This window comes from Mesorhizobium loti, from assembly GCF_003148495.1.
GTDB classification, from domain to species: Bacteria; Pseudomonadota; Alphaproteobacteria; order Rhizobiales; family Rhizobiaceae; genus Mesorhizobium; species Mesorhizobium loti.
Map to the genome: position 1 here is coordinate 177,329 of NZ_QGGH01000003.1, position 21,229 is coordinate 198,557.

General features: G+C 63.3%; 22 protein-coding genes. 12 read left to right on the top strand and 10 right to left on the bottom strand.

Going from position 1 to position 21,229, the window contains the following annotated elements; translation table 11 throughout:
- Positions 1 to 19: 19 nt before the first annotated feature.
- Both ccmD and C8D77_RS14270 read left to right on the top strand, forming a co-directional pair.
- Positions 20 to 187 (top strand): heme exporter protein CcmD, encoded by a 168-nt coding sequence (ccmD, locus tag C8D77_RS14265; RefSeq protein ID WP_109663763.1) that lies wholly within the window; start codon positions 20 to 22, stop codon positions 185 to 187.
- On the top strand, positions 184 to 762 hold the full coding sequence (locus C8D77_RS14270; protein ID WP_109663766.1) for a DsbE family thiol:disulfide interchange protein: 579 nt from the start codon (positions 184 to 186) through the stop codon (positions 760 to 762). Before ccmD ends, C8D77_RS14270 begins: the two co-directional genes overlap by 4 nt.
- 158 nt (positions 763 to 920) lie before the next feature.
- Here the strand turns inward: C8D77_RS14270 and C8D77_RS14275 are convergent, their stop codons facing one another.
- Positions 921 to 1,088, bottom strand: a complete 168-nt coding sequence (locus tag C8D77_RS14275; RefSeq protein WP_081738754.1) for a hypothetical protein — start codon at positions 1,086 to 1,088, stop codon at positions 921 to 923.
- Between the two features lie 270 nt (positions 1,089 to 1,358).
- Between C8D77_RS14275 and C8D77_RS14280 the strand changes: the two genes are divergently transcribed.
- Together C8D77_RS14280 and C8D77_RS14285 are read left to right on the top strand one after the other, a co-directional pair.
- A complete protein-coding gene (locus C8D77_RS14280; protein WP_109663768.1) occupies positions 1,359 to 2,279 on the top strand; it encodes an SMP-30/gluconolactonase/LRE family protein in 921 nt (306 codons plus the stop codon).
- A gap of 74 nt (positions 2,280 to 2,353) precedes the next feature.
- Positions 2,354 to 2,560 (top strand): tautomerase family protein, encoded by a 207-nt coding sequence (locus C8D77_RS14285; protein ID WP_013892236.1) that lies wholly within the window; start codon positions 2,354 to 2,356, stop codon positions 2,558 to 2,560.
- A gap of 23 nt (positions 2,561 to 2,583) precedes the next feature.
- Here the strand turns inward: C8D77_RS14285 and C8D77_RS14290 are convergent, their stop codons facing one another.
- The 9 genes from C8D77_RS14290 to C8D77_RS14330 form a co-directional block, all read right to left on the bottom strand.
- The gene (locus tag C8D77_RS14290) at positions 2,584 to 3,114 is read right to left on the bottom strand and encodes an NADPH-dependent FMN reductase (protein WP_109663770.1); all 531 of its coding nucleotides are present in this window, start codon (positions 3,112 to 3,114) and stop codon (positions 2,584 to 2,586) included.
- Between the two features lie 39 nt (positions 3,115 to 3,153).
- Positions 3,154 to 3,774, bottom strand: a complete 621-nt coding sequence (locus C8D77_RS14295; RefSeq protein ID WP_109663772.1) for a pyridoxamine 5'-phosphate oxidase family protein — start codon at positions 3,772 to 3,774, stop codon at positions 3,154 to 3,156.
- 23 nt (positions 3,775 to 3,797) lie between these two features.
- The gene (locus C8D77_RS14300; protein WP_109663774.1) at positions 3,798 to 4,472 is read right to left on the bottom strand and encodes a septation protein A; all 675 of its coding nucleotides are present in this window, start codon (positions 4,470 to 4,472) and stop codon (positions 3,798 to 3,800) included.
- A 61-nt stretch (positions 4,473 to 4,533) separates the two neighbouring features.
- Complete coding sequence (ftsY, locus tag C8D77_RS14305; protein WP_109663777.1) at positions 4,534 to 6,435, bottom strand: signal recognition particle-docking protein FtsY; 1,902 nt, start codon at positions 6,433 to 6,435, stop codon at positions 4,534 to 4,536.
- A gap of 12 nt (positions 6,436 to 6,447) precedes the next feature.
- Positions 6,448 to 7,761: a tRNA (N(6)-L-threonylcarbamoyladenosine(37)-C(2))-methylthiotransferase MtaB gene (mtaB, locus tag C8D77_RS14310; protein WP_109665339.1), complete on the bottom strand. Its 1,314-nt coding sequence runs from the start codon at positions 7,759 to 7,761 to the stop codon at positions 6,448 to 6,450.
- On the bottom strand, positions 7,761 to 8,645 hold the full coding sequence (dapF, locus tag C8D77_RS14315; protein WP_109663779.1) for a diaminopimelate epimerase: 885 nt from the start codon (positions 8,643 to 8,645) through the stop codon (positions 7,761 to 7,763). Before dapF ends, mtaB begins: the two co-directional genes overlap by 1 nt.
- 95 nt (positions 8,646 to 8,740) lie before the next feature.
- The gene (locus C8D77_RS14320) at positions 8,741 to 8,902 is read right to left on the bottom strand and encodes a DUF1328 family protein (RefSeq protein ID WP_082525393.1); all 162 of its coding nucleotides are present in this window, start codon (positions 8,900 to 8,902) and stop codon (positions 8,741 to 8,743) included.
- A 99-nt stretch (positions 8,903 to 9,001) separates the two neighbouring features.
- Positions 9,002 to 9,568 (bottom strand): hypothetical protein, encoded by a 567-nt coding sequence (locus C8D77_RS14325; RefSeq protein WP_109665341.1) that lies wholly within the window; start codon positions 9,566 to 9,568, stop codon positions 9,002 to 9,004.
- Between the two features lie 71 nt (positions 9,569 to 9,639).
- Positions 9,640 to 10,659, bottom strand: a complete 1,020-nt coding sequence (locus C8D77_RS14330; RefSeq protein WP_109663781.1) for an MBL fold metallo-hydrolase — start codon at positions 10,657 to 10,659, stop codon at positions 9,640 to 9,642.
- 293 nt (positions 10,660 to 10,952) lie between these two features.
- Between C8D77_RS14330 and C8D77_RS14335 the strand changes: the two genes are divergently transcribed.
- The 8 genes from C8D77_RS14335 to odhB all read left to right on the top strand — a co-directional run bounded on the left by C8D77_RS14335 (position 10,953) and on the right by odhB (position 21,204).
- Positions 10,953 to 11,492, top strand: a complete 540-nt coding sequence (locus C8D77_RS14335) for a protease inhibitor Inh/omp19 family protein (protein ID WP_109663783.1) — start codon at positions 10,953 to 10,955, stop codon at positions 11,490 to 11,492.
- 82 nt (positions 11,493 to 11,574) lie between these two features.
- Positions 11,575 to 12,774 (top strand): cell division protein ZapE, encoded by a 1,200-nt coding sequence (gene zapE, locus C8D77_RS14340; protein WP_109663785.1) that lies wholly within the window; start codon positions 11,575 to 11,577, stop codon positions 12,772 to 12,774.
- Between the two features lie 497 nt (positions 12,775 to 13,271).
- Positions 13,272 to 14,240 carry a malate dehydrogenase gene (gene mdh, locus C8D77_RS14345; protein WP_109663787.1) on the top strand — a complete coding sequence of 323 codons (969 nt, stop codon included), beginning with the start codon at positions 13,272 to 13,274 and terminating at the stop codon, positions 14,238 to 14,240.
- A 16-nt stretch (positions 14,241 to 14,256) separates the two neighbouring features.
- Complete coding sequence (sucC, locus tag C8D77_RS14350) at positions 14,257 to 15,450, top strand: ADP-forming succinate--CoA ligase subunit beta (RefSeq protein WP_109663789.1); 1,194 nt, start codon at positions 14,257 to 14,259, stop codon at positions 15,448 to 15,450.
- Between the two features lie 4 nt (positions 15,451 to 15,454).
- Entirely contained in the window at positions 15,455 to 15,826 is a 372-nt protein-coding gene (locus C8D77_RS14355) for a cupin domain-containing protein (protein ID WP_057145194.1), read from the top strand.
- Between the two features lie 50 nt (positions 15,827 to 15,876).
- Positions 15,877 to 16,779 (top strand): succinate--CoA ligase subunit alpha, encoded by a 903-nt coding sequence (gene sucD / locus C8D77_RS14360; RefSeq protein ID WP_027042853.1) that lies wholly within the window; start codon positions 15,877 to 15,879, stop codon positions 16,777 to 16,779.
- A gap of 140 nt (positions 16,780 to 16,919) precedes the next feature.
- Positions 16,920 to 19,907, top strand: coding sequence for a 2-oxoglutarate dehydrogenase E1 component (locus C8D77_RS14365; RefSeq protein WP_109663792.1), 2,988 nt, complete (start codon positions 16,920 to 16,922; stop codon positions 19,905 to 19,907).
- Between the two features lie 28 nt (positions 19,908 to 19,935).
- Positions 19,936 to 21,204 (top strand): 2-oxoglutarate dehydrogenase complex dihydrolipoyllysine-residue succinyltransferase, encoded by a 1,269-nt coding sequence (gene odhB / locus C8D77_RS14370; RefSeq protein WP_109663794.1) that lies wholly within the window; start codon positions 19,936 to 19,938, stop codon positions 21,202 to 21,204.
- The last annotated feature ends 25 nt before the right edge of the window (positions 21,205 to 21,229 follow it).

The window sequence follows — 21,229 nt, forward strand, 5'->3', positions numbered from 1 at the left end:
TGTCGATGGAGCGGCAGGCATGAGCGCGCACGCACTTTACGTGACCGCCGCCTATGGCATCACCGCCATGGTGCTGATCGGGCTGATCGGCTGGATCCTGATAGACCAGCGGGCGCGCAAGCGCGAACTCGCCGAACTGGAAGCGGCCGGCATACGACGGCGCTCCGACAAGGCGGCCAAGCCATGAACGCCGAAACGGAAACGCCGACGCCACCCACTCGTCGCCTGTTTGTGCTTTTGCCGCTGTTGATCTTCCTCGGCCTGACTGGACTGTTCCTGTCGCAGCTGTTGTCGGGGCGCGATGTTTCGGAAGTGCCGTCGGCTCTGATCGGCCTGCCGGCGCCGCAGACCAATCTGCCAGCGCTGGAGGGCTCAAACCTGCCGGGGCTCGATTCGAAAGCCTTCGTCGGCAAGGTCACATTGGTCAATGTCTTCGCGTCATGGTGCGCGCCGTGCCGCGAAGAGCATCCGGTGCTGCTGGCGCTGTCACAGGACAAGCGTTTCACCATGGCGGCGTTGAATTACAAGGACCGGCCGGAAAACGCCCGCCGGTTCCTCGGCGATCTCGGCAATCCGTTCCAGGCGATCGGCGTCGACGAAGCCGGCCGCACGGCGATCGACTGGGGCGTCTACGGCGTGCCGGAAACCTTCGTCATCGGCAAGGACGGCAAGATCGCCTACAAGCATGTCGGCCCGCTGACGCCCGAGACGGCGAGGGACCTCTTGCTGCCACAGATAGACAAGGCGCTGGCGGCGCGTTGATATTCAGGTGATGCCGGCCTGCAAACGGCGGCTTCCCGCGCTTCCGGTGCTCACGTACTTAAGTACGCTCCGCTCCGGTTCTCGGAAACCACCGTTTTCGTCTCGGCCTGACCTGAATCTCAACGCACCTTGGCGGTGCGTCTTATCGGACCTGGGGCTCAGCCGTAGATCTGCTTGTGGACCTGGTAGAGCATTTCCGAGCGGTCGGCGCGCATGTCGGCCAGATCGCGGCTGGAAAAGCTGTCGATTTCGGCGACAAGGCGGTTGTAGTGCTTGCGCTTGGCAATGCTGTTGCGAGCGCGGGTCATGAGACTGTCGAGGATCATAGCAAGGTTCCTTTTGGCGCCGCATTTCGGCGGCGGTTTCTTCCTCCCTTGATCGATACGAAGCATGACATAGTAATGGTGCGTTGCAAAAAGAAGATGTTGCAATGCACCATTGCGCCCAGCGCATAGCCGGTTAATGCTGCGTTGACGTCATGCGTAGAGCCGGCAAGTGATCTGTCTTGGCTTTTTGCATGACACTGTGCGTACCCACATTGCCTTCTGTCCCGCCGGCTGGCTTGATCCGGTGTCACTGATGCCGGGAGGAAAAGCATGGCGGCCGCAGACTACTATGAAATTCTCGATCCGCGCTTCGCGCGCCTGTTCAGCGGCAACGCGCAGGTCGAGAAGCTGTTCACCGGATGCCAATGGGCGGAAGGGCCGGCCTGGTTCGCCGCCGGCCGCTATGTCGTCTGGTCCGACATCCCCAACAACCGCATGCTGCGCTACGACGAGACCGACGGTAATGTCAGCGTCTTCCGTCAGCCGTCCGGCAACTCCAACGGCAACACTGTCGACCGGCAAGGCCGGCTGGTCACCTGCGAGCATTCCGGCCGCCGCGTCAGCCGCACCGAGTTCGATGGCTCGGTCACAACCATCGCCGCCAAATGGAAGGGCAAGCGGCTGAACTCACCCAACGATGCGGTGGTGAAGTCGGATGGCTCGATCTGGTTTACCGATCCGAGCTACGGCATCGATACCGACTATGAAGGCGACAAGGCCGAGAGCGAGATCGGCGCCTGCCATGTCTACCGGGTCGACCCCGGCACCGGCGAGGTCGAAGCCGTCATCACCGACATGGTCAGGCCCAACGGTCTCGCCTTCTCGCTCGACGAGAGCAAGCTCTATGTCGTCGACACCGGCCGCACGCATGGCGCGCAGAATCCGGCGCATATGCGGGTGTTCAATGTCGGCAAGGGCGGCAAGAAAGTCTCCGGCGAAAAAATCTTCGCCGACTGTACGGCCGGCCTGTTCGACGGCTTTCGGCTCGACGAGGACGGACGCATCTGGACCAGTGCGGCCGACGGCATCCATTGCTACGATCCGGACGGCACGCTGATCGGCAAGGTCAAGGTGCCGGAAGTCACCGCCAATTGCGTGTTCGGCGGCAACAAGCTGAATTGCCTCTACATCGCCGGCACCACGTCGCTCTACATGGTGCGGCTGATGGTCAACGGCGCCAAGACTTATTGAGACCAGAGCACTGACGATCATTCGACAGTTTCGTCGAAGTGGGTCGCGAGCACGAACATCCCCGGGAGGACAAAATGCCATTCGTCAACATCCGTATCGTCAAGGAAGTGATCGCCGCCGATCCGGCGGGCAAGAAGGCGGATATCGCCAAAAAGGTCACGGCGGCCATCATGGACGCCACCGGCCTCGGCAATGACGATGTCTGGGTGGTCTTCGAGGAGGTCAATGCGCGCGACTGGTATGTCGGCAAGACCGATGTCGAGACGCTGCGAAAGGGCTAGTTCGAAGGTATGGCGGCCGCCGCTCAACGCGCGCGGATGAAAGCGGCGAAAGCATTCAGCGCATCATGCATCGCCCGCCGGTTTTCCGGCTCGGCCAGGATGGCCTCCACATCAGGCGGCTTCTTGCCGAGCAAGGCAATCTCCAGCACGTCGTCGCAAAGCGCGAACGACATGGTGCGCATGACCTCGGCCAGTGCGGCGCGGGCAAACAGCGAGCGCGGCGAGGCGTGCACCAGCATTGCGGGCTTCTCGACGGCGGCGTCGCGCGAGACCAGCCAGTCGAGGGTGTTCTTCAAACCGCCCGGCACGCCATGGGCATATTCCGGACAGGAGATGATCACGCCGTCGGCTTGAGTGACGGCGTCGATCAGTTCGGACGCCGCGGGCGGCGTCCGCTCGCCCTCATCGTCGGGGTTGAAGATCGGCAGACGGCCAAGCCCGTCATAGACGGTGACACGGCAGCCGGGCGGGGCGTTGTGCGCCAGTGCGGCGACCAGTGCCGAATTGGTGGAGGCCGCGCGCAGGCTGCCGGAAATGGCAAGGATGTTCAGCAAGGTGTGGAACCGGTCAGGACGAATCGTGGTCCCGAAAGCCTACCACATCGTCTGCTTGTAGCCGTCGTCCAGCCAGCGGTCGGTCGCCTCGGCCGAATCGGCCAGCGCCAACTGGTCGCGCAGGATCTGGCCAAGCGTCGGCAGCGTCGCGCGGTCGTACCAGGTTTCCGGCTTCCACAGATCGGAGCGCATGAAGGCCTTGGCGCAATGCATATAGGTGGCCTTAACGGTGACCACGATAACGCTTTGCGGTTCCTTGCCGTCGACGGCAAGCCGCTCGCGCAGGCCACCGTCGACGGTGATGCGGGCCTCGCCATTGACGCGCAGCGTCTCGTTCATGCCGGGAATGAGGAACAGCAGCCCGACCGAGGGATTGAGGAGGATGTTCTCCAGCGTGTCGAGCCGGTTGTTGCCGGGCCGGTCCGGAATGGCGATGGTGGTGTCGTCGAGCACGGCGGCAAAGCCCGGTTTGTCGCCCTTCGGCGTCACGTCGGCATTGCCGGCGCCGTCGGACGAGCCGATCAGCACGAACGGGCTCTTGCCAATGAAGGAACGGCAATGGCCATCGAGCAGTTTCAGCTCCTTGCGGATCGAGCCGTCGGTCGGTCGCGGCGTCTTGTAGATCGTCCTCAGCTCGTCGCGCGTGGTGACGAATTCCATGGCTCTCCCCCTAATTGCAGGCTCTATTTCCCGGCCTTCTCTTCTTTCCCGGTCTTGTCCTCAAGCGAATGGCGCAGGATCAGCGGCATCTGGCTGAAGGTGAACAGAAGCGTGATCGGCATGATGCCCCAGACCTTGAAGGTAACCCAGGCGTCGGTGGAAAAATTCCGCCACACCACTTCGTTGGCAAGGGCCAGGAACAGGAAGAACAGGCCCCAGCGGAAGGTCAGCTTGCGCCAGCCTTCGGCGTCGAGGCTGAAGGCCGAATCGAAGACATAGCCAAGCAGCGACTTGCCGAAGTAGAGGCCGCCGAGCAACACGCCGCCGAACAGCGTGTTGACGATGGTCGGCTTCATCTTGATGAAGATGTCGTCCTGCAGATAGAGCGTCAGTGCGCCGAAGATGAAGACGACGACGCCCGACACCATCGGCATGATCGGCAAGGTGCGCAACAGCAACCATGAAGCGATCAGCGCGATGGCCGTGGCGGCCATGAACAGGCCGGTGGCGACGAAGATCGGGCCGCCGAATTCGGCCAAAGCAGGGAATTTCTGCACCAGCCATTCGCCGCGCGCATTGGCGAAGAAGAAGACCATCAACGGCCCCAGCTCCAGCACCAGCTTGAGCAGCGGATTGACGCCTTCCTTCTTCTGTTTTTGCGGGTCGGACGGATCGCGTTCGAGAATGGGTGGGTTCATGGAATCTCTTTCTTACGCATGATCTGATCCAAAAAGTCTGCAACTTTCTGGGACATGCTTGCTACGCCACTCCAGCGATCGCCCTGGCGAATTCGCTTGCTGAGAAAGGTTCGAGGTCGTCGACCTGTTCGCCGACGCCGATGAAATAGACCGGCAGTTTGTGCTTTGCCGCGATCGCCACCAGAATACCGCCGCGTGCCGTGCCGTCCAGCTTGGTCATCACAAGGCCGTTGACGCCGGCGACATTGCGGAAGATCTCGACCTGGTTGAGCGCGTTCTGGCCGGTGGTGGCGTCGACCGTCTGCAAAACGGTGTGCGGCGCTTCCGGATCGAGCTTGCCGAGCACGCGGACGATCTTTTCGAGCTCGGCCATCAGTTCGGTCTTGTTTTGCAGGCGGCCGGCGGTGTCGATGATCAGCACGTCGGAGCCGGCTTCCCTGGCCTTTTCGAAGGCGTCGTAGGCGAGGCCTGCGGCATCGGCGCCGATCTTGGAGGCGATGACCGGCGATTTCGTCCGCTCGCCCCAGATCTTCAGCTGTTCGATCGCCGCGGCGCGGAAGGTGTCGCCGGCGGCGAGCATCACCGACAGGCCGCCATCGGTGAGCTTGGCGGCCAGCTTGCCGATGGTCGTGGTCTTGCCGGTGCCGTTGACACCGACCACCAGGATGACATGCGGCTTGTGCGAGAGATCGAGCTCCAGCGGCATGGCGACGTGGGTCAGCACCTTTTCCACCTCGGCCGCCATGATGGCGCGAACCTCGGTGTCCGAGACATCCTTGCCGTAGCGGCTGGCGGCCAGCGCATCGGTGACGCGCAGGGCGGTTTCCATGCCGAGATCGGCGCGGATCAGCACATCCTCCAGGTCCTGCAGCGTCTCCTCGTCCAGCTTGCGCTTGGTGAAGACGCCGGCAATGTTGCCGGTGAGCTCCTTGGACGAGCGGGCAAGCCCGTCCTTCATGCGCTGGAACCATGAACGCCTCGGCGCCGGCTCCGGCGCCTTCTGGGGCTCGGCCTTCTGCTCGACCTTCTTGGTGACGGTCACCTTGCCGGGCGCAGGAACGGGTTTTGGAGCAGGTTGCGGAATGGCCTGCGGTTCGGGCGCGATTTCGGCAATGACAGGCTGTGATTCAACAGGCGATGGCTGGCGAATGGGCGCCGGGATATCGACCGGCGGAGCTTCGGGCGCCGGCTTTATCTCCCCCTCGATGGGGGAGGTCCCGAGCGCAGCTCGGGGGTGGGGGTGACTGGCGCCGGTGCTGTCACCCCACCCCGCCGCTTCGCGTCGACCCTCCCCATCGAGGGGAGGGTGGGGCGTCGGCGCGGCCTGCGGTTCAGGCGCAATCTCGGCGAGGACCGGCTGCGTTTCGACCGGTGGAGGCTGGCGAATGGGAGCTCGGATTTCCGCCGGCGGAATCTCGGGTTCCGGCCTTGCCGGTGGAGCCTCGACCGGCGGCGCCGGCACTTCGACGGGCGCAGGTTCTGGCTGCTTCTCCGGCTGCGGCACGACCTCCGGCCGCTCCGGTCCAGGAATTTCCTCCGGTTCAGGTGCGGGAACTGGCTCGGGCGCCGCGGGCGCGGCGGGGACTTCCTCCGGCGTTGGCTCTTTGGCTGGGACCTCGGGGGCAGGAACCTCGGGCTCAACCGGCTGCGGCTCTTCAACCGGGGCAGGCTCAGGCTGGATTTCCGGCTCGGCAGGAATTGAAGGCGCCGGCTCAGGTACCGGTTCCTCGACAGGCGCCGGTTCCGGCGCAGGAATCACCTCCGGCTCGACCGTCGGCGTCGTTTCCGCCTCGGGCTGCGGCTCGTCGCGCTTCAAGAACTCCGGAACGACCTGCTCGGCCGCCGGCTTCAGCGCATCGAGTGCTTCCCATTTGATCGGCGGCAGCGGAGCGGTTTCGTCGACCCGCTCCTCGACAACCTCTTTCTTGCCGAACGAAAATATCTTCTTGAAAAAACCAGCCATGCTTTGCGTTTCTCAGGCGGCGCGGGCGGCAAGGGGCGCCGCGATCAGCCTCATACCATCGTGGCCTGATATATCGGCCTCGACGATCTCACCCGGTGCGCCCGTGCCGAGTGCGGCAAGCGTAAAACCCTCGGTGCGGCCAAGGCCGTCGCGTTCGACCAGGATCGACTGACGCGTACCAGTGAGCGACGACAGATGCCTGATATACGCAGCCTCGCCGGCGACGCGCAGCCGGGCGGCGCGCTGCTTGACCACCTCGCGGCGGAGCTGCGGCATGCGCGCGGCGGGCGTGCCTTCGCGCGGGCTGAACGGGAAGACGTGGAGATGGGTCAGGCCGCACTCCTCGACGATTTTTTCCGAGTTCTCGAACATTTCATCCGTTTCGGTCGGGAAGCCGGCGATGATGTCGGCGCCGAAGACGATGCCGGGGCGCAGCTTGCGAACATCCTCGCAGAAGCGGATCGATTGATCGCGCAGATGGCGACGCTTCATCCGCTTCAGGATCATGTCATCGCCCGATTGCAGCGACAGATGCAGATGCGGCATCAGCCGCGGCTCGGTGGCAATCGTGTCGAGCAGATCGTCGTCAGCCTCGATCGAATCGATGGAGGATAGCCGCAGGCGCTTCACATCGGGCACCTGCTTGAGGATGGTCTTCACCAGCCTGCCAAGCTTTGGCGCGCCCGGAAGGTCGGCACCAAAACTGGTCATGTCGACACCGGTCAGCACGATCTCGGCATAGCCGTTTCCGGCGAGCCGCTTGACCTGCTCGACCACGGCGCCCATCGGCACCGAGCGCGAATTGCCGCGGCCATAGGGAATGATGCAGAAGGTGCAGCGGTGGTCGCAGCCGTTCTGCACCTGGACGAAGGCGCGTGCCCGCCCCTCGATGGCGTCGACCATGTGGCCTGCGGTCTCACGGACGGAAAAGATGTCGTTGACGCGCGCCTTCTCGGTGTCGTTGACGCCGAAATCCGGCAGCGCGCGATAGGAATTGGCTTTCAGCTTCTCCTCATTGCCAAGCACGAGATCGACCTCGTCCATGGCGGCGAATTTTTCAGGCTCGGTCTGCGCGGCGCAGCCGGTGACGATGATGCGCGCCTGCGGATTGTCGCGGCGCGCCTTGCGGATCGCCTGTTTGGCCTGGCGCACCGCCTCGCCGGTGACGGCGCAGGTGTTGAAGATCACGGCGCCGCCCTCCAGCGCGCCAAGACCGGCGGTTTCAGCCTCGCGCCGCATCACCTCGGATTCATAAGTGTTCAGCCGGCAGCCAAAGGTGACGACGTCGATGCCCTTGGACACCGGGCTCTTGGACAGAGCGGACATCAAGCCGCGCTTTCGGTGTCGCGGGCCCATGTTCCGGTCGACGGATCGAAGTTGCCGGAAAATTCCCATTCGGCAGCGCCGGTGAGGATGACGTGGTCGTCATCGCGCCATTCGACATGCAGCGTGCCGCCACCGGGGGTCAGCAGGCTGACGCTGCGGCCGGTCCGGTTGGTGCGGGCGGCTGCGACCACGGCGGCGCAGGAGGCCGAGCCGCAGGCCTTGGTCAGGCCGGCGCCACGCTCCCATGTGCGGATGATCATGGTTTCAGGCGAGGTGACCTGAGCGATGGTTATGTTGGCGCGCTCGGGAAACATCGGGTGGTTCTCGAGCAGCGGGCCGAAACGGTCGAGTTCATAAGACCAGACGTCGTTGTCGACCCAGAAGATGGCGTGCGGATTGCCCATCGAGACAACCGAGGGCGAGTGCAGCACGGGTGCGTCGATCGGGCCGATCTGCAGCTCGATCATGCGGGTGTCGCGGAATTCCTCGGCCAGCGGGATGTCCTGCCAGCCGAAACGCGGCTTGCCCATGTCGACCGAGATCGACCCGTCGGCATGTTCGCGCGCGTTGAGGATGCCGGCAACGGTCTCGAAGGTGAAGGTCTTCTGGCCGGTCTCGGCGGCAAGCGCCTGGACAACGCAGCGCATGCCATTGCCGCAGGCCTGCGCCTTGGAGCCATCGGAATTCAGGATGTCGATGAAAAAGGCGGTGCCGGGCGTCCTGGCATCGTGGATCGCCATGATCTGGTCGAAGCTGGTCGCGGCATCGGCGTTCAGGGCGATCGCTGCCGCTGCGGTCACCCGATCGGCACGGCTACGCATGTCGGCAACGATGATCTCGTTGCCGATGCCGTTCATCTTGGCGAAAGGGGCGGTGCTGGCCATTGCTCCGAAAATTCCGTGTCCGTTTGGCGCTATATGGCGGAAACGGGCGGGAATTACCAGTGCGCAGCCGCTTGGTCACGGCGAAGGCGCCGGACTTACGTGACGGCGAAGATGCCCAGCACCACCAGCAGGAAGATGACCAGAACGATGCCGATTAGGATGCGCGCACCGGTGGCGGCGGCACCTGCCAGCGCCGGCATGCCGAGCAGGCTCGCCGCAGCGGCGACGATGAGGAGAATGATGATCCATTTGAGCATGGGAATGCCTCGCAAACCGACAGATTTTTCAAACCGCATAAAAACGCGGCTGCCGCGCTCGAGTTCCCGTCGGTTGCGAGGCCATGTTGGCGGCGAAAACTAGCCGGCGATCTCGATATCGGTGGTGAAGGGCGCCGTCTTGTTCGAATTCTCGTCGTGCATAAGGAAGTCGCAGCGGTATTTGCCGGGCGGCAAGCCGTCAAGGGAGAGGTCCAGCTTGAAGAACAGTTCGCGGTTGTGCGAGCGGGACGCGACCTGGACACGGCCGACCTTCTCGCTCGTGCCTAGCGTCTCGCCGGCTGCGGAAACCACCGTGATGTCGACGGAAAGCGCGATCATGCTGTTGCCGAGGCCGTCCGAGCCGTAGCCATAGCCAATGGGTTCCATGTACAGCACGATCTTCTCGCCGGGCTTGTAGGTGTGATTGGCGCGCTCGCTGTAGATGCCGAAACCGCTTGCGGTATCGACCTGTTTGACGTTCTGGACGGCCAGCGGCATCGCTTGCCAAAAGGCTTCCTCGGCGCTGCGGAATTTGTCCAGCGCGCCGGCGCCGTCACCCGATTGCAGCAGTTTTTCGGCTTCCGCGGCGCGGTCGCCGATTTCGCCTGCGAAAGCGCACGGCGTCGAGATCGCCAGCGCCATCAGAACTGCCATGATCGATTTCATCTGCATTCCCCTTTGCCTGTCGGGCGGACCATCTGCGAAAATGACCGGGCCGTAAATGGCCAATGCAGACGTCAGCCGCGCCCGATCTCAGGCACGGTCCAGACCTCGCCGGGCCGCAAGGCGCGAAAGTGCTCGCGCGGGACACCTTGATCGTCGAGCGCCTCGGCCAATTTCCGCGCCGGCTCGTCGATCGGTTCGTCGGTGAGCTGGAAGGTGCCCCAGTGGCAGCCGGCGGCGAAAGCGGCGTTGCAAAGCGTCATGCCTTGCACGGCTTCCCTGGGGTTTTGGTGCTGCGGCGCCATGAACCAGCGCGGCTCATAGGCGCCGATCGGCAGGATGGCGAAACGGAAACCGCCATGTTTCTCAGCCATCAGCCGGTAGTTGATGCCATCGTGGAAGCCGGTGTCGCCTGCGAAATAGAGCTTGCCATCAGGCGTTTCGATGACGAAGCCGGCCCACAGCGCCATGCGCCGGTCGCGGGCGCCACGCGCCGACCAGTGATGCACCGGCTCGACATGGAGGGCGACGCCGTTACCGACCTCGACCCTGTCGCCCCAGTCATGCGCCGACAGCCGCATGCCGGGCACGGCGGCTTCGATGATGGCGTCGTTGCCGAGCGGGGCGAGCACCAGCGGGTCGTGGCTGGCCTTCAGCCGCTTCAACGTGGCGAGGTCGAGATGGTCGTAATGGTTGTGGCTGACCAGCACGAGGTCGATCGGCGGCAGGTCGGCAAAGGCGATGCCCGGCGGATTGATGCGTTTTGGCCCGGCGAAGGAAAGCGGCGACGCGCGCAGCGACCACACCGGATCGGTGAGGATGTTCAGACCGGCCGTCTGGATCAGCAAGGTGGAATGGCCGACCATCGTCACATCCAGCGCGGGGCCTTCGATCTTCGCGGTCGGTTTTGCCTGCGGAAAGGGGCTTGGATTGGTCGCCGGCCATTTCGAGCGCTTGCCATTCAACTGCCATTTCAGCAGGTCGGCGAAACGGCCAGGCGGCTGGCCGTCGGGATTGAAGAACAATGTGCCGTCGAAATGGTCGCTCGGCGGGCCGCTGTAGTAGCGATTGGCGGCTGTCTTTCTCGCGGCCAATTTTGCGGCTCCAGCAGGGTTTCGTCACCAGACATAGGGGCTACGCCGGCTCGCGCAAGCATCTGACCGCCGAATGCCAGGGCAGCACTGTGTTGACTGGGATCGTTGACTGGGGTCCTTGGGCGACGCGTGACAAGCGGCCCATGCCATCGCGATTGCGATAAATTTGCAACAAATCTTGCCGCAAACCGTATTTTAACCATATCGGGTTGAAATTTCGCCACCTTCTCCATCTTGGTGGGGGTGAGATTGTGCGGACGGCTTCCCCCCAGCCGGATCCGACGGAGGTTGGAATGACTTTTTCGAAAACCGGTCTGGTGGCCGTATCGCTGGCCGCGCTCGTTGCGAGCGGCTGTTCGACCTCACGTTTCTCGTCGATGGATGACCAGCAGCCCGCGCCGCTGGAGGCCGCGCCCGCCGGCAAGGTGACCGGCAACCAGCTGCCGCCGCCGGCATCGCCCGGCACCACTGACCCGTCGCAATTCCCGACTGCCCCGGCGAACACGCAGGTAGCCTCGCTGCCGCCGGACGGCGCGGCGCCGGCCGGCGCTTCGGACGTGACCGCCGCCAGCGTCGCCGGTGTCTGGAACGTCAGCGTTTCCGGCCAGAGCTGCAAGGTGGCGACGCCGCAGACCAAATTCGGCGCCGGCTTCCGCGCCGGGCCGCTGCATTGCCCGGCCCCGATCGACGGCATCAAGTCGTGGAACGTCGCCGGCAAGCAGCTGACGCTTTATGATGAGAGTGGCGGCGCGCTGGCGCGGCTCTATTCTTCGGGCGGCTCGAAATTCGACGGCCAGACTTCCAACGGCCAGCCGATTTCGCTTACAAGGTAGGCTAGTCCTTCCGAATGCATGTCGCGCAGAAGTGGCCCCGGTTTCGGGACAGCGACATGCATAAAAACAAATGACGTGACCGATGCATCTGCGTGACGGCCTCCAGACCCATGCGACCGTCAGGCAGCGCTACGACCATCTGGTGGAAACCGGCGCGATCGAACGCGATCCGGCGCAGGAGTGGATCGCGGCTGCGCTCGATCGGCTGATCGACGAGATCTCGGCCAAGCGGCTGGCGCACAAGTCGAGCGCGCTGGGCTGGCTGTTTGCCCGCAAGCGCGAGACGCATGAGGCCGTCAAAGGCCTTTACATCCATGGCGGCGTCGGCCGCGGCAAGACCATGCTGATGGACATGTTCTTCGACTTGCTGCCGGTGCGGCGCAAGCGCCGCGTCCACTTCAACGACTTCATGGCCGATGTACAGGACCGTATCCAGAAGCACCGGCAGGCGCGCAAGAATGGCGACGTGAAGGAAGACGATCCGATCCCGCCCGTGGCCAAGGCGCTTGCCGAGCAGGCCTGGGTGCTGTGCTTCGACGAGTTCTCGGTCACCGACATTGCCGACGCGATGATCCTGTCGCGGTTGTTTTCGGCGCTGTTTGCCAGCGGCGTGGTGCTGGTCGCCACCTCGAACGTAGCGCCGGAAGATCTCTATCGCGACGGGCTGAACCGCCAGCTTTTCCTGCCGTTCATCGGCACTCTGGAGCGGCATGCACAGGTGTTGACGCTCGATGCCGACAAGGACTACCGACTGGAAAAGCTAGTCCGCACACCGGTCTATGTCACGCCGGCCGATGCGGCGGCCGCCCAGGTGCTCGACGAGGCCTGGCAAGCCATGACGCGCGGGGCGCCAGAGGCGCATACGTCGCTGGCGCTCAAAGGCCGGCACGTGGTCGTGCCGCGTGCGGCGGGCGATGCGGCGCGGTTCTCCTTTGCCGATCTCTGCGAAAAGCCGCTCGGAGCCCGCGATTTCCTGGCGATTGCCGGACGCTTTTCGACCGTCTTCATCGACCACGTCCCGGTGCTCGGCGATGGCAAGCGCAACGAGGCCAAGCGCTTCATCCTTTTGATCGACACGCTCTACGACCATCATGTGCGGCTGGTGGTGAGTGCCGAAGCGCCGCCGCAGAAGCTTTATGTGGCCAAACGCGGCGTCGAGGTCTTCGAGTTCGAGCGCACGGCATCGCGGCTGATCGAGATGCAAAGCCGCGACTGGCTGGAGGATTGGGCGGAGCGGCATAAGGCGAAGGCGGCGCCAGAAGCGCAGCAGACGCAAGCTTAGGCTCAGAGACGTAGGTTCCCCTCTTGCATCGTTGACGGTTGGCAAAACTGGCGCGACGATCGATCTCCCCCCTCGAGGGGGAGATGGCCGGCAGGCCAGAGGAGGTTGGTTCGACCGGGCGCGGCACAGATGGCGCCAGCGCTTCACGCGCGGCGACCCCCTCTGTCGCCTTTGGCGACATCTCCCTCTCAAGGGGGAGATTTGGTGCCGCATCACAAGGGCGTCATCACCCGAGTATTGCCTTACGATCTTCATCCTCATTGTGTAAATTCCCAGAAGTCGGCTTACAAACTTTGACGTTTACGTAAATCCCAAACACTCTAACCGATTGAAAATGCTGGCCTCGAAATAATCGTTTGAATTTATATCGCACCAAGGCTATTGGGTGCGGCGAAAATTCGCGGTTCCCCCGCAGCATTCCGGCCTCTTCTTCGACGCCGCCATCAAGTCGTTAAGGATTTGAGACGTCGTCACTGACAAAGGGAAAACATCCTCACATGGCACGCAACAAAATAGCGCTCATCGGCTCTGGCATGATCGGCGGCACGCTCGCCCACATGATCGGCCTCAAGGACCTCGGCGACGTGGTGCTGTTCGATATTGCCGAGGGTACCCCGCAGGGCAAGGGGCTCGATATCGCGCAGTCGTCGCCCGTCGATGGCTTCGACTCCAGGCTTACCGGCGTCAACGACTATGCCGGCATCGAGGGTGCCGATGTCTGCATCGTCACCGCCGGCGTGCCGCGCAAGCCCGGCATGAGCCGCGACGCCCTTTTGGGCATCAACCTCAAGGTCATGGAACAGGTCGGCGCCGGGCTGAAGAAATACGCGCCGAAGGCCTTCGTTATCTGCATCACCAACCCGCTCGACGCCATGGTCTGGGCGCTGCAGAAGTTTTCCGGCCTGCCCAAGAGCCATGTCGTCGGCATGGCCGGCGTGCTCGACAGCGCGCGCTTCCGCTATTTCCTGGCCGAGGAATTCAAGGTCTCGGTCGAGGATGTCACCGCCTTCGTGCTCGGCGGCCACGGCGATTCCATGGTGCCGATGATCCGCTATTCGACGGTATCAGGCATTCCGCTGCCCGACCTCATCAAGATGGGCTGGACCTCGAAGGAGAAGCTCGACCAGATCGTGCAGCGCACCCGCGACGGCGGCGCCGAGATCGTCGGCCTGCTCAAGACCGGCTCGGCCTATTACGCGCCGGCCGCTTCCGCGATCCAGATGGCCGAGGCCTATCTCAAGGACAAGAAGCGCGTGCTGCCCTGCGCGGCGTATCTCTCCGGCCAGTATGGCGTCAAGAACACCTATGTCGGCGTTCCCGTGGTGATCGGCGCCGGTGGCGTCGAGCGCATCATCGAGATCGACCTCAACAAGGCCGAGCAGAAGATGTTCGACAGTTCGGTGGCGACGGTGCAGGGCCTAACCGAGGCCTGCGTCAAGATCGCGCCGCAACTCGCCTCGAAGTGAACCGGAGCAAATCCAGATGAACATCCATGAGTATCAGGGCAAGGCGCTGCTGAAGTCTTTCGGCGCGCCAGTGGCCGAAGGTGTGCCGGTGTTCAAGGCGAGCGAGGCGGAAGCCGCGGCCAAGGCGCTGCCGGGTCCGCTCTATGTGGTGAAGAGCCAGATCCATGCCGGCGGCCGCGGCAAGGGCAAATTCACTGAACTCGGCCCCGATGCCAAGGGTGGGGTCAGGCTGTCGAAGTCGGTGGCCGAAGTCGTTGCCAACGCCAACGAGATGCTCGGCAACACGCTGGTGACCAAGCAGACCGGCCCGGCCGGCAAGCAGGTCAACCGCCTCTACATCGAGGATGGCGCCGACATCGAACGCGAGCTCTATCTGTCTATCCTGGTCGACCGCTCGGTCGGCCGCGTTGCCTTCGTCGTTTCGACGGAAGGCGGCATGGACATCGAGGCGGTCGCGCATGATACGCCGGAAAAGATCATCACTGTCGCCATCGACCCGGAAAAAGGCGTCACTGCAACCGATCTGAAGGCGCTCAACGGCGCGTTGAAGCTCGACGGCGACGCGGCACAGGACGGCAACACCCTGTTCCCGATCCTCTACAAGGCCTTTGTCGAGAAGGATATGAGCCTGCTCGAGGTCAACCCGCTGATCGTCATGAAGAACGGCCGGCTGCGCGTGCTCGATGCGAAAGTGTCGTTCGACAACAACGCGCTGTTCCGTCACCCGGACGTGCTCGAACTGCGCGACACCACCGAAGAGGACGAGAAGGAGATCGAGGCGTCGAAATACGACCTCGCCTATGTCGCCCTCGACGGCAATATCGGCTGCATGGTCAATGGCGCGGGCCTTGCCATGGCGACGATGGACATCATCAAGCTCTATGGCGCCGAACCGGCCAACTTCCTCGATGTCGGCGGTGGCGCGTCCAAGGAGAAGGTGACGGCGGCGTTCAAGATCATCACCAGGGACCCGGCGGTAAAGGGCATCCTGATCAACATCTTCGGCGGCATCATGAAGTGCGACATCATCGCCGAGGGCGTCATTGCCGCGGTCAAGGAAGTCGGGCTGGAAGTGCCGCTGGTGGTGCGTCTGGAAGGCACCAATGCCGAGCTCGGCAAGAAGATCATCAACGACAGCGGCCTCAACGTGGTGTCGGCCGATGATCTCGACGACGCGGCCAAGAAGATCGTGGCGGCGGTGAAGGGCTGATCTGGTGCCTCCGCACAAGATAAACCTGGTCGAGGCGGCGGATCAAAAGATCAAGAAGGTCTTCGATCCGCACATTGCCGGCGACGTCAACGAGTCTCAGGTCAAGATCGCCAAATTCGGCGACGTCTTCGACTGGCACGCGCATGACAATGAGGACGAAGCCTTCCTCGTGCTGCGCGGCCGTATCGCCATCGATTTTCGCGACGGCACGGTGGAGCTCTCCAGCGGCGAGTTCATCGTCGTGCCGCGCGCCGTCGAGCATCGCCCGCGCTCGCTCAGCGAAGAACCTGTCGTGCTGATGTTCGAGCCGGCGACGACGCTCAACACCGGCAACGCCAAGAGCGACCTCACGGTCGCCGATCTGAAGCGGCTCTGACCGTGACCGCGCAGCCTTCCTCGATCAACAGTTTTTAGAAAAGGGCTCCCATGTCCATCCTCGTCGACAAGAACACCAAGGTGCTGGTGCAGGGCCTGACCGGCAAGACCGGCACATTCCATACCGAGCAGGCGCTGGCCTATCACGGCACGAAAATGGTCGGCGGCATCCATCCCAAGAAGGGTGGCGAGACCTGGACCGGCTCGAAAGGCGAGAGCCTGCCGATCTTTGCCACCGTCGCCGAGGGCAAGGAAAAGACCGGCGCCAACGCGTCCGTCGTCTATGTGCCGCCGGCGGGTGCCGCCGAAGCGATCCTCGAAGCAATCGAGGCCGAGATCCCGCTGATCATCTGCATCACCGAAGGCATACCGGTGATGGACATGATCAAGGTCAAGGCCAGGCTCGATCGCTCGACCTCGCGGCTGATCGGGCCGAACTGCCCGGGCGTGCTGACGCCCAACGAATGCAAGATCGGCATCATGCCCGGAAACATCTTCCGCAAGGGTTCGGTCGGCGTTGTTTCACGCTCGGGAACACTTACCTATGAGGCAGTGTTCCAGACCACCAATGTCGGCCTCGGCCAGACCACCGCCGTCGGCATTGGCGGCGACCCCGTCAAGGGCACCGAGTTCATCGACGTGCTCGAGATGTTCCTCGCCGACGACGAAACCAAGTCGATCATCATGATCGGCGAGATCGGCGGTTCGGCCGAGGAAGACGCCGCGCAGTTCCTCAAGGACGAAGCCAAGCGTGGCCGCAAGAAGCCGATGGCCGGCTTCATCGCCGGGCGCACGGCGCCGGCCGGCCGCACCATGGGTCATGCGGGCGCGGTCATCTCCGGCGGCAAGGGCGGCGCCGAGGACAAGATCGCTGCGATGGAATCGGCCGGCATCAAGGTATCGCCCTCACCGGCAAGGCTGGGCACGACCTTGGTCGAGGCGATCAAGGGTTAAGGCAGTAAGGGAGTAGGGCAGTATGGTAGTAGGGGAATAGGAAGAACGGGACGAGCGCGGCTGCTTTCCCTACTGCCTTACTCCCCTACTGCCTACTCTCCTCCAAAAACAGGAGACGGAGCCAGGCTCCGCGGACAAAAATGGCAAGACAAGATCAGGCCAACGACCAGTTTTCGCTCACCTCTTTCCTCTATGGCGGCAATGCCGATTACATCGACGCGCTCTACGCCGCCTATGAGGACGATCCAGCCTCGGTCAATCCCGAGTGGCAGGAGTTCTTCGCCGGGCTGAAGGACGATGCCGGCGATGTGCGCAAGAATGCCAAGGGCGCCTCATGGGCCAAGCCATCCTGGCCGCTGCAGGCCAATGGCGAGCTGGTGTCGGCGCTCGATGGCAATTGGGGCATCGTCGAGAAGCATCTGGAAAAGAAGGTCAAGGGCAAGGCGGTCACCAACGGCATCGTCCTCTCCGACGCCGACGTGCACCAGGCGACGCGCGATTCGGTGCGCGCGATCATGATGATCCGTGCCTATCGCATGCGCGGCCATCTGCACGCCAATCTCGACCCGCTCGGCATCGCCAAGCCGCTCGAGGACTACAACGAGCTGTCGCCGGAAAATTACGGCTTCACCGAAGTCGATTACGACCGGCCGATCTTCCTCGACAATGTCCTCGGGCTCGAATTCGGCAGTATCCGGCAGATGCTGGAAATCCTGACGCGCACCTATTGCTCGACGCTCGGCGTCGAGTTCATGCATATTTCCGATCCCGAGGAAAAGGCCTGGATCCAGGCGCGCATCGAGGGCGCTGACAAGGAGATCACCTTCACCGCCACCGGCAAGAAGGCGATCCTGCAGAAGCTGGTCGAGGCCGAAGGCTTCGAACAGTTCATCGACGTCAAGTACAAGGGCACCAAGCGTTTCGGCCTCGACGGCAGTGAAGCGCTGATCCCGGCGCTGGAGCAGATCGTCAAGCGCGGCGGCCAGCTCGGCATGAAGGAGATCGTGCTCGGCATGGCGCATCGCGGCCGGCTGAACGTGCTCTCCCAGGTGATGGCCAAGCCGCACCGCGCCATCTTCCATGAGTTCAAGGGCGGCTCGGCCGCCCCGGACGAGGTCGAAGGCTCGGGCGACGTCAAGTACCATCTCGGCGCCTCGTCGGACCGCGAGTTCGACGGCAACAAGGTGCATCTGTCGCTGACCGCCAACCCCTCGCATCTGGAAATCGTCGATCCGGTGGTGATGGGCAAGGCGCGCGCCAAGCAGGATTATCTGTTCGGCCGCAGCCGCGAGGAAATCGTGCCGCTGGAAGAGCGCGCCAAGGTGCTGCCACTCTTGCTGCACGGCGATGCCGCCTTTGCCGGCCAGGGCGTGATTGCCGAAATCCTCGGCCTGTCCGGCCTGCGCGGCCACCGCGTCGCCGGCACGCTGCATTTCATCATCAACAACCAGATCGGTTTCACCACCAATCCGCGCTTCTCGCGCTCGTCGCCCTATCCGTCCGACGTCGCCAAGATGATCGAAGCGCCGATCTTCCACGTCAATGGCGACGACCCGGAAGCCGTGGTGCACGCCACCAAGGTGGCGATCGAATTCCGCATGAAGTTCCACAAACCTGTTGTGGTCGACATGTTCTGCTACCGCCGCTTCGGCCACAATGAGGGCGACGAACCGGCCTTCACCCAGCCGATCATGTATCGCAACATCCGCACCCACAAGACGGCGGTGCAGATCTATGCCGACCGCCTGATTGCCGAGGGCCACATCACCCAGGCCGAGTTCGACCAGATGAAGGCCGACTGGCGCGCGCATCTGGAATCCGAATGGGAAGTCGGCCAGCACTACAAGCCCAACAAGGCCGACTGGCTCGACGGCGCTTGGTCGGGCCTGCGCACGGCCGACAACCAGGACGAACAGCGGCGAGGCAAGACCGCCGTGCCGGTCAAGACGCTGAAGGAAATCGGCAAGAAGCTGACCGAGGTGCCGAAGGATTTCGAGGCGCACAAGACGATCATCCGCTTCCTCGAGAACCGCCGCCAGGCGATCGAGTCGGGCGAAGGCATCGACTGGTCGACGGCCGAGGCGCTGGCCTTCGGTGCCATCCTGCTCGACGGCAATCCGATCCGCCTTTCGGGGCAGGATTCCGAACGCGGCACCTTCTCGCAGCGCCATTCCGTGCTTTACGACCAGCGCGACGAGACCCGCTACATCCCGCTCAACAATCTGTCTGCCGCTCAAGCGGGCTACGAAGTCATCAACTCGATGCTGTCGGAAGAGGCGGTGCTCGGTTTCGAATATGGCTACAGTCTTGCCGAGCCGAAGGCGCTGACGTTGTGGGAAGCGCAGTTCGGCGACTTCGCTAACGGCGCCCAAGTGGTGTTCGACCAATTCATCTCGTCGGGCGAGCGCAAGTGGCTCAGAATGTCGGGCCTCGTTTGTCTCTTGCCGCATGGCTATGAAGGCCAGGGTCCGGAACATTCCTCGGCCCGGCTCGAACGCTTCCTGCAGCTTTGCGCCGAAGACAACATGCAAGTGGCCAACTGCACGACGCCGGCCAACTACTTCCACATCCTGCGCCGGCAGCTGAAGCGCGACTTCCGCAAGCCGCTGATCCTGATGACGCCGAAGTCGCTGCTGCGCCACAAGCGGGCGGTGTCGACGCTGCCGGAAATTTCGGGCGAAAGCTCGTTCCACCGGCTGCTTTGGGATGACGCCCAGCTGCTCCCCAACCAGGCGATCAAGCTTACCAAGGATTCCAAGATCCGCCGCGTCGTGCTGTGTTCGGGCAAGGTCTATTACGACCTCTACGAGGAGCGCGAGAAGCGCGGCATCAACGATATCTATCTGCTGCGCGTCGAACAGCTCTATCCGTTCCCGGCCAAGGCGCTGATCACCGAACTGTCGCGTTTCCGCAATGCCGAGATGGTGTGGTGCCAGGAGGAGCCCAAGAACATGGGCGCCTGGTCGTTCATCGACCCGTATCTGGAATGGGTGCTGGCGCATATCGACGCCAAGCATCAGCGGGTGCGCTACACCGGCCGTCCGGCTGCCGCCTCGCCGGCGACCGGACTGATGTCGAAGCATCTCGCCCAGCTCGCCGCCTTGCTCGAAGACGCGCTCGGCGAATAACAGAACCGAAAGAAAACGGACAGGCACAATGGCTACCGAAATCCGCGTTCCTACTCTCGGCGAATCCGTCACCGAAGCGACCATCGGCAAATGGTTCAAGAAGGTCGGCGACGCGATCGCCGCCGACGAGCCGCTGGTCGAACTCGAGACCGACAAGGTGACGGTGGAAGTGCCCGCCGCCGCCGCCGGCATCCTTTCGGAGATCGCGGTCAAGGAAGGCGAGACGGTCGGCGTCGGCGCTTTGCTGGGATCGATTTCGGCGGGTGGCGAGGCTCCTGCTACCAAGCCGCAAGCGGTGTCGCAGGCTTCGTCGCCTGATGCGGCAGCGACCGGCAAGCAGGCCGCGGCCGAGACCGCCAAGATCGCCGGCGACGCCGGCGCGGTCGAGCCGCGCAGCATGCCGCCGGCGCCGGCCGCAGCCAAGCTGATCGCCGAAAACAATCTCTCGGTCGACCAACTCTCCGGTTCCGGCAAGCGTGGCCAGGTGCTGAAGGGTGACGTGCTCGACGCCATCTCCAAGGGCGCGCCGTCGCAGCCGGCCGAGACGCCGAAAGCCGCACCGGTTGCCGTGCGTGCGCCGTCCTCGGGCGACGACGCGTCGCGCGAGGAGCGCGTGCGCATGACCAAATTGCGCCAGACCATCGCGCGCCGCCTCAAGGAAGCGCAGTCGACCGCCGCCATGCTGACCACCTTCAACGAGGTCGACATGTCAGCGGTGATGGCGCTGCGCACCAAATACAAGGATGTGTTCGAGAAGAAGCACGGCGTGAAGCTCGGCTTCATGGGCTTCTTCACCAAGGCCGTGACCCATGCGCTGAAGGAAATCCCCTCGGTCAATGCCGAGATCGACGGCACCGACATCATCTTCAAGAACTATGCCCATATCGGCGTCGCCGTCGGCACCGAGAAGGGCCTCGTCGTGCCGGTGGTGCGCGATGCCGACCAGATGTCGATCGCCGAGATCGAGAAGGACATCGGCCGACTGGGCATCGCCGCACGTGACGGCAAACTGTCGGTGGCGGACATGCAGGGCGGCACGTTTACGATTTCCAACGGCGGCGTTTACGGGTCGCTGATGTCGACGCCGATCCTCAACGCTCCGCAGTCGGGCATTCTCGGCATGCACAAGATCCAGGACCGGCCTGTCGTGGTCGGCGGCCAGATCGTCATCCGGCCGATGATGTATCTGGCGCTGAGCTACGATCACCGCATCGTCGACGGTAAGGAAGCCGTGACCTTCCTGGTTCGCGTCAAGGAAAGCCTGGAGGATCCGGAACGGCTGGTGCTCGATCTGTGAGCAAGGCCGACCGTCCCGTGAGCGG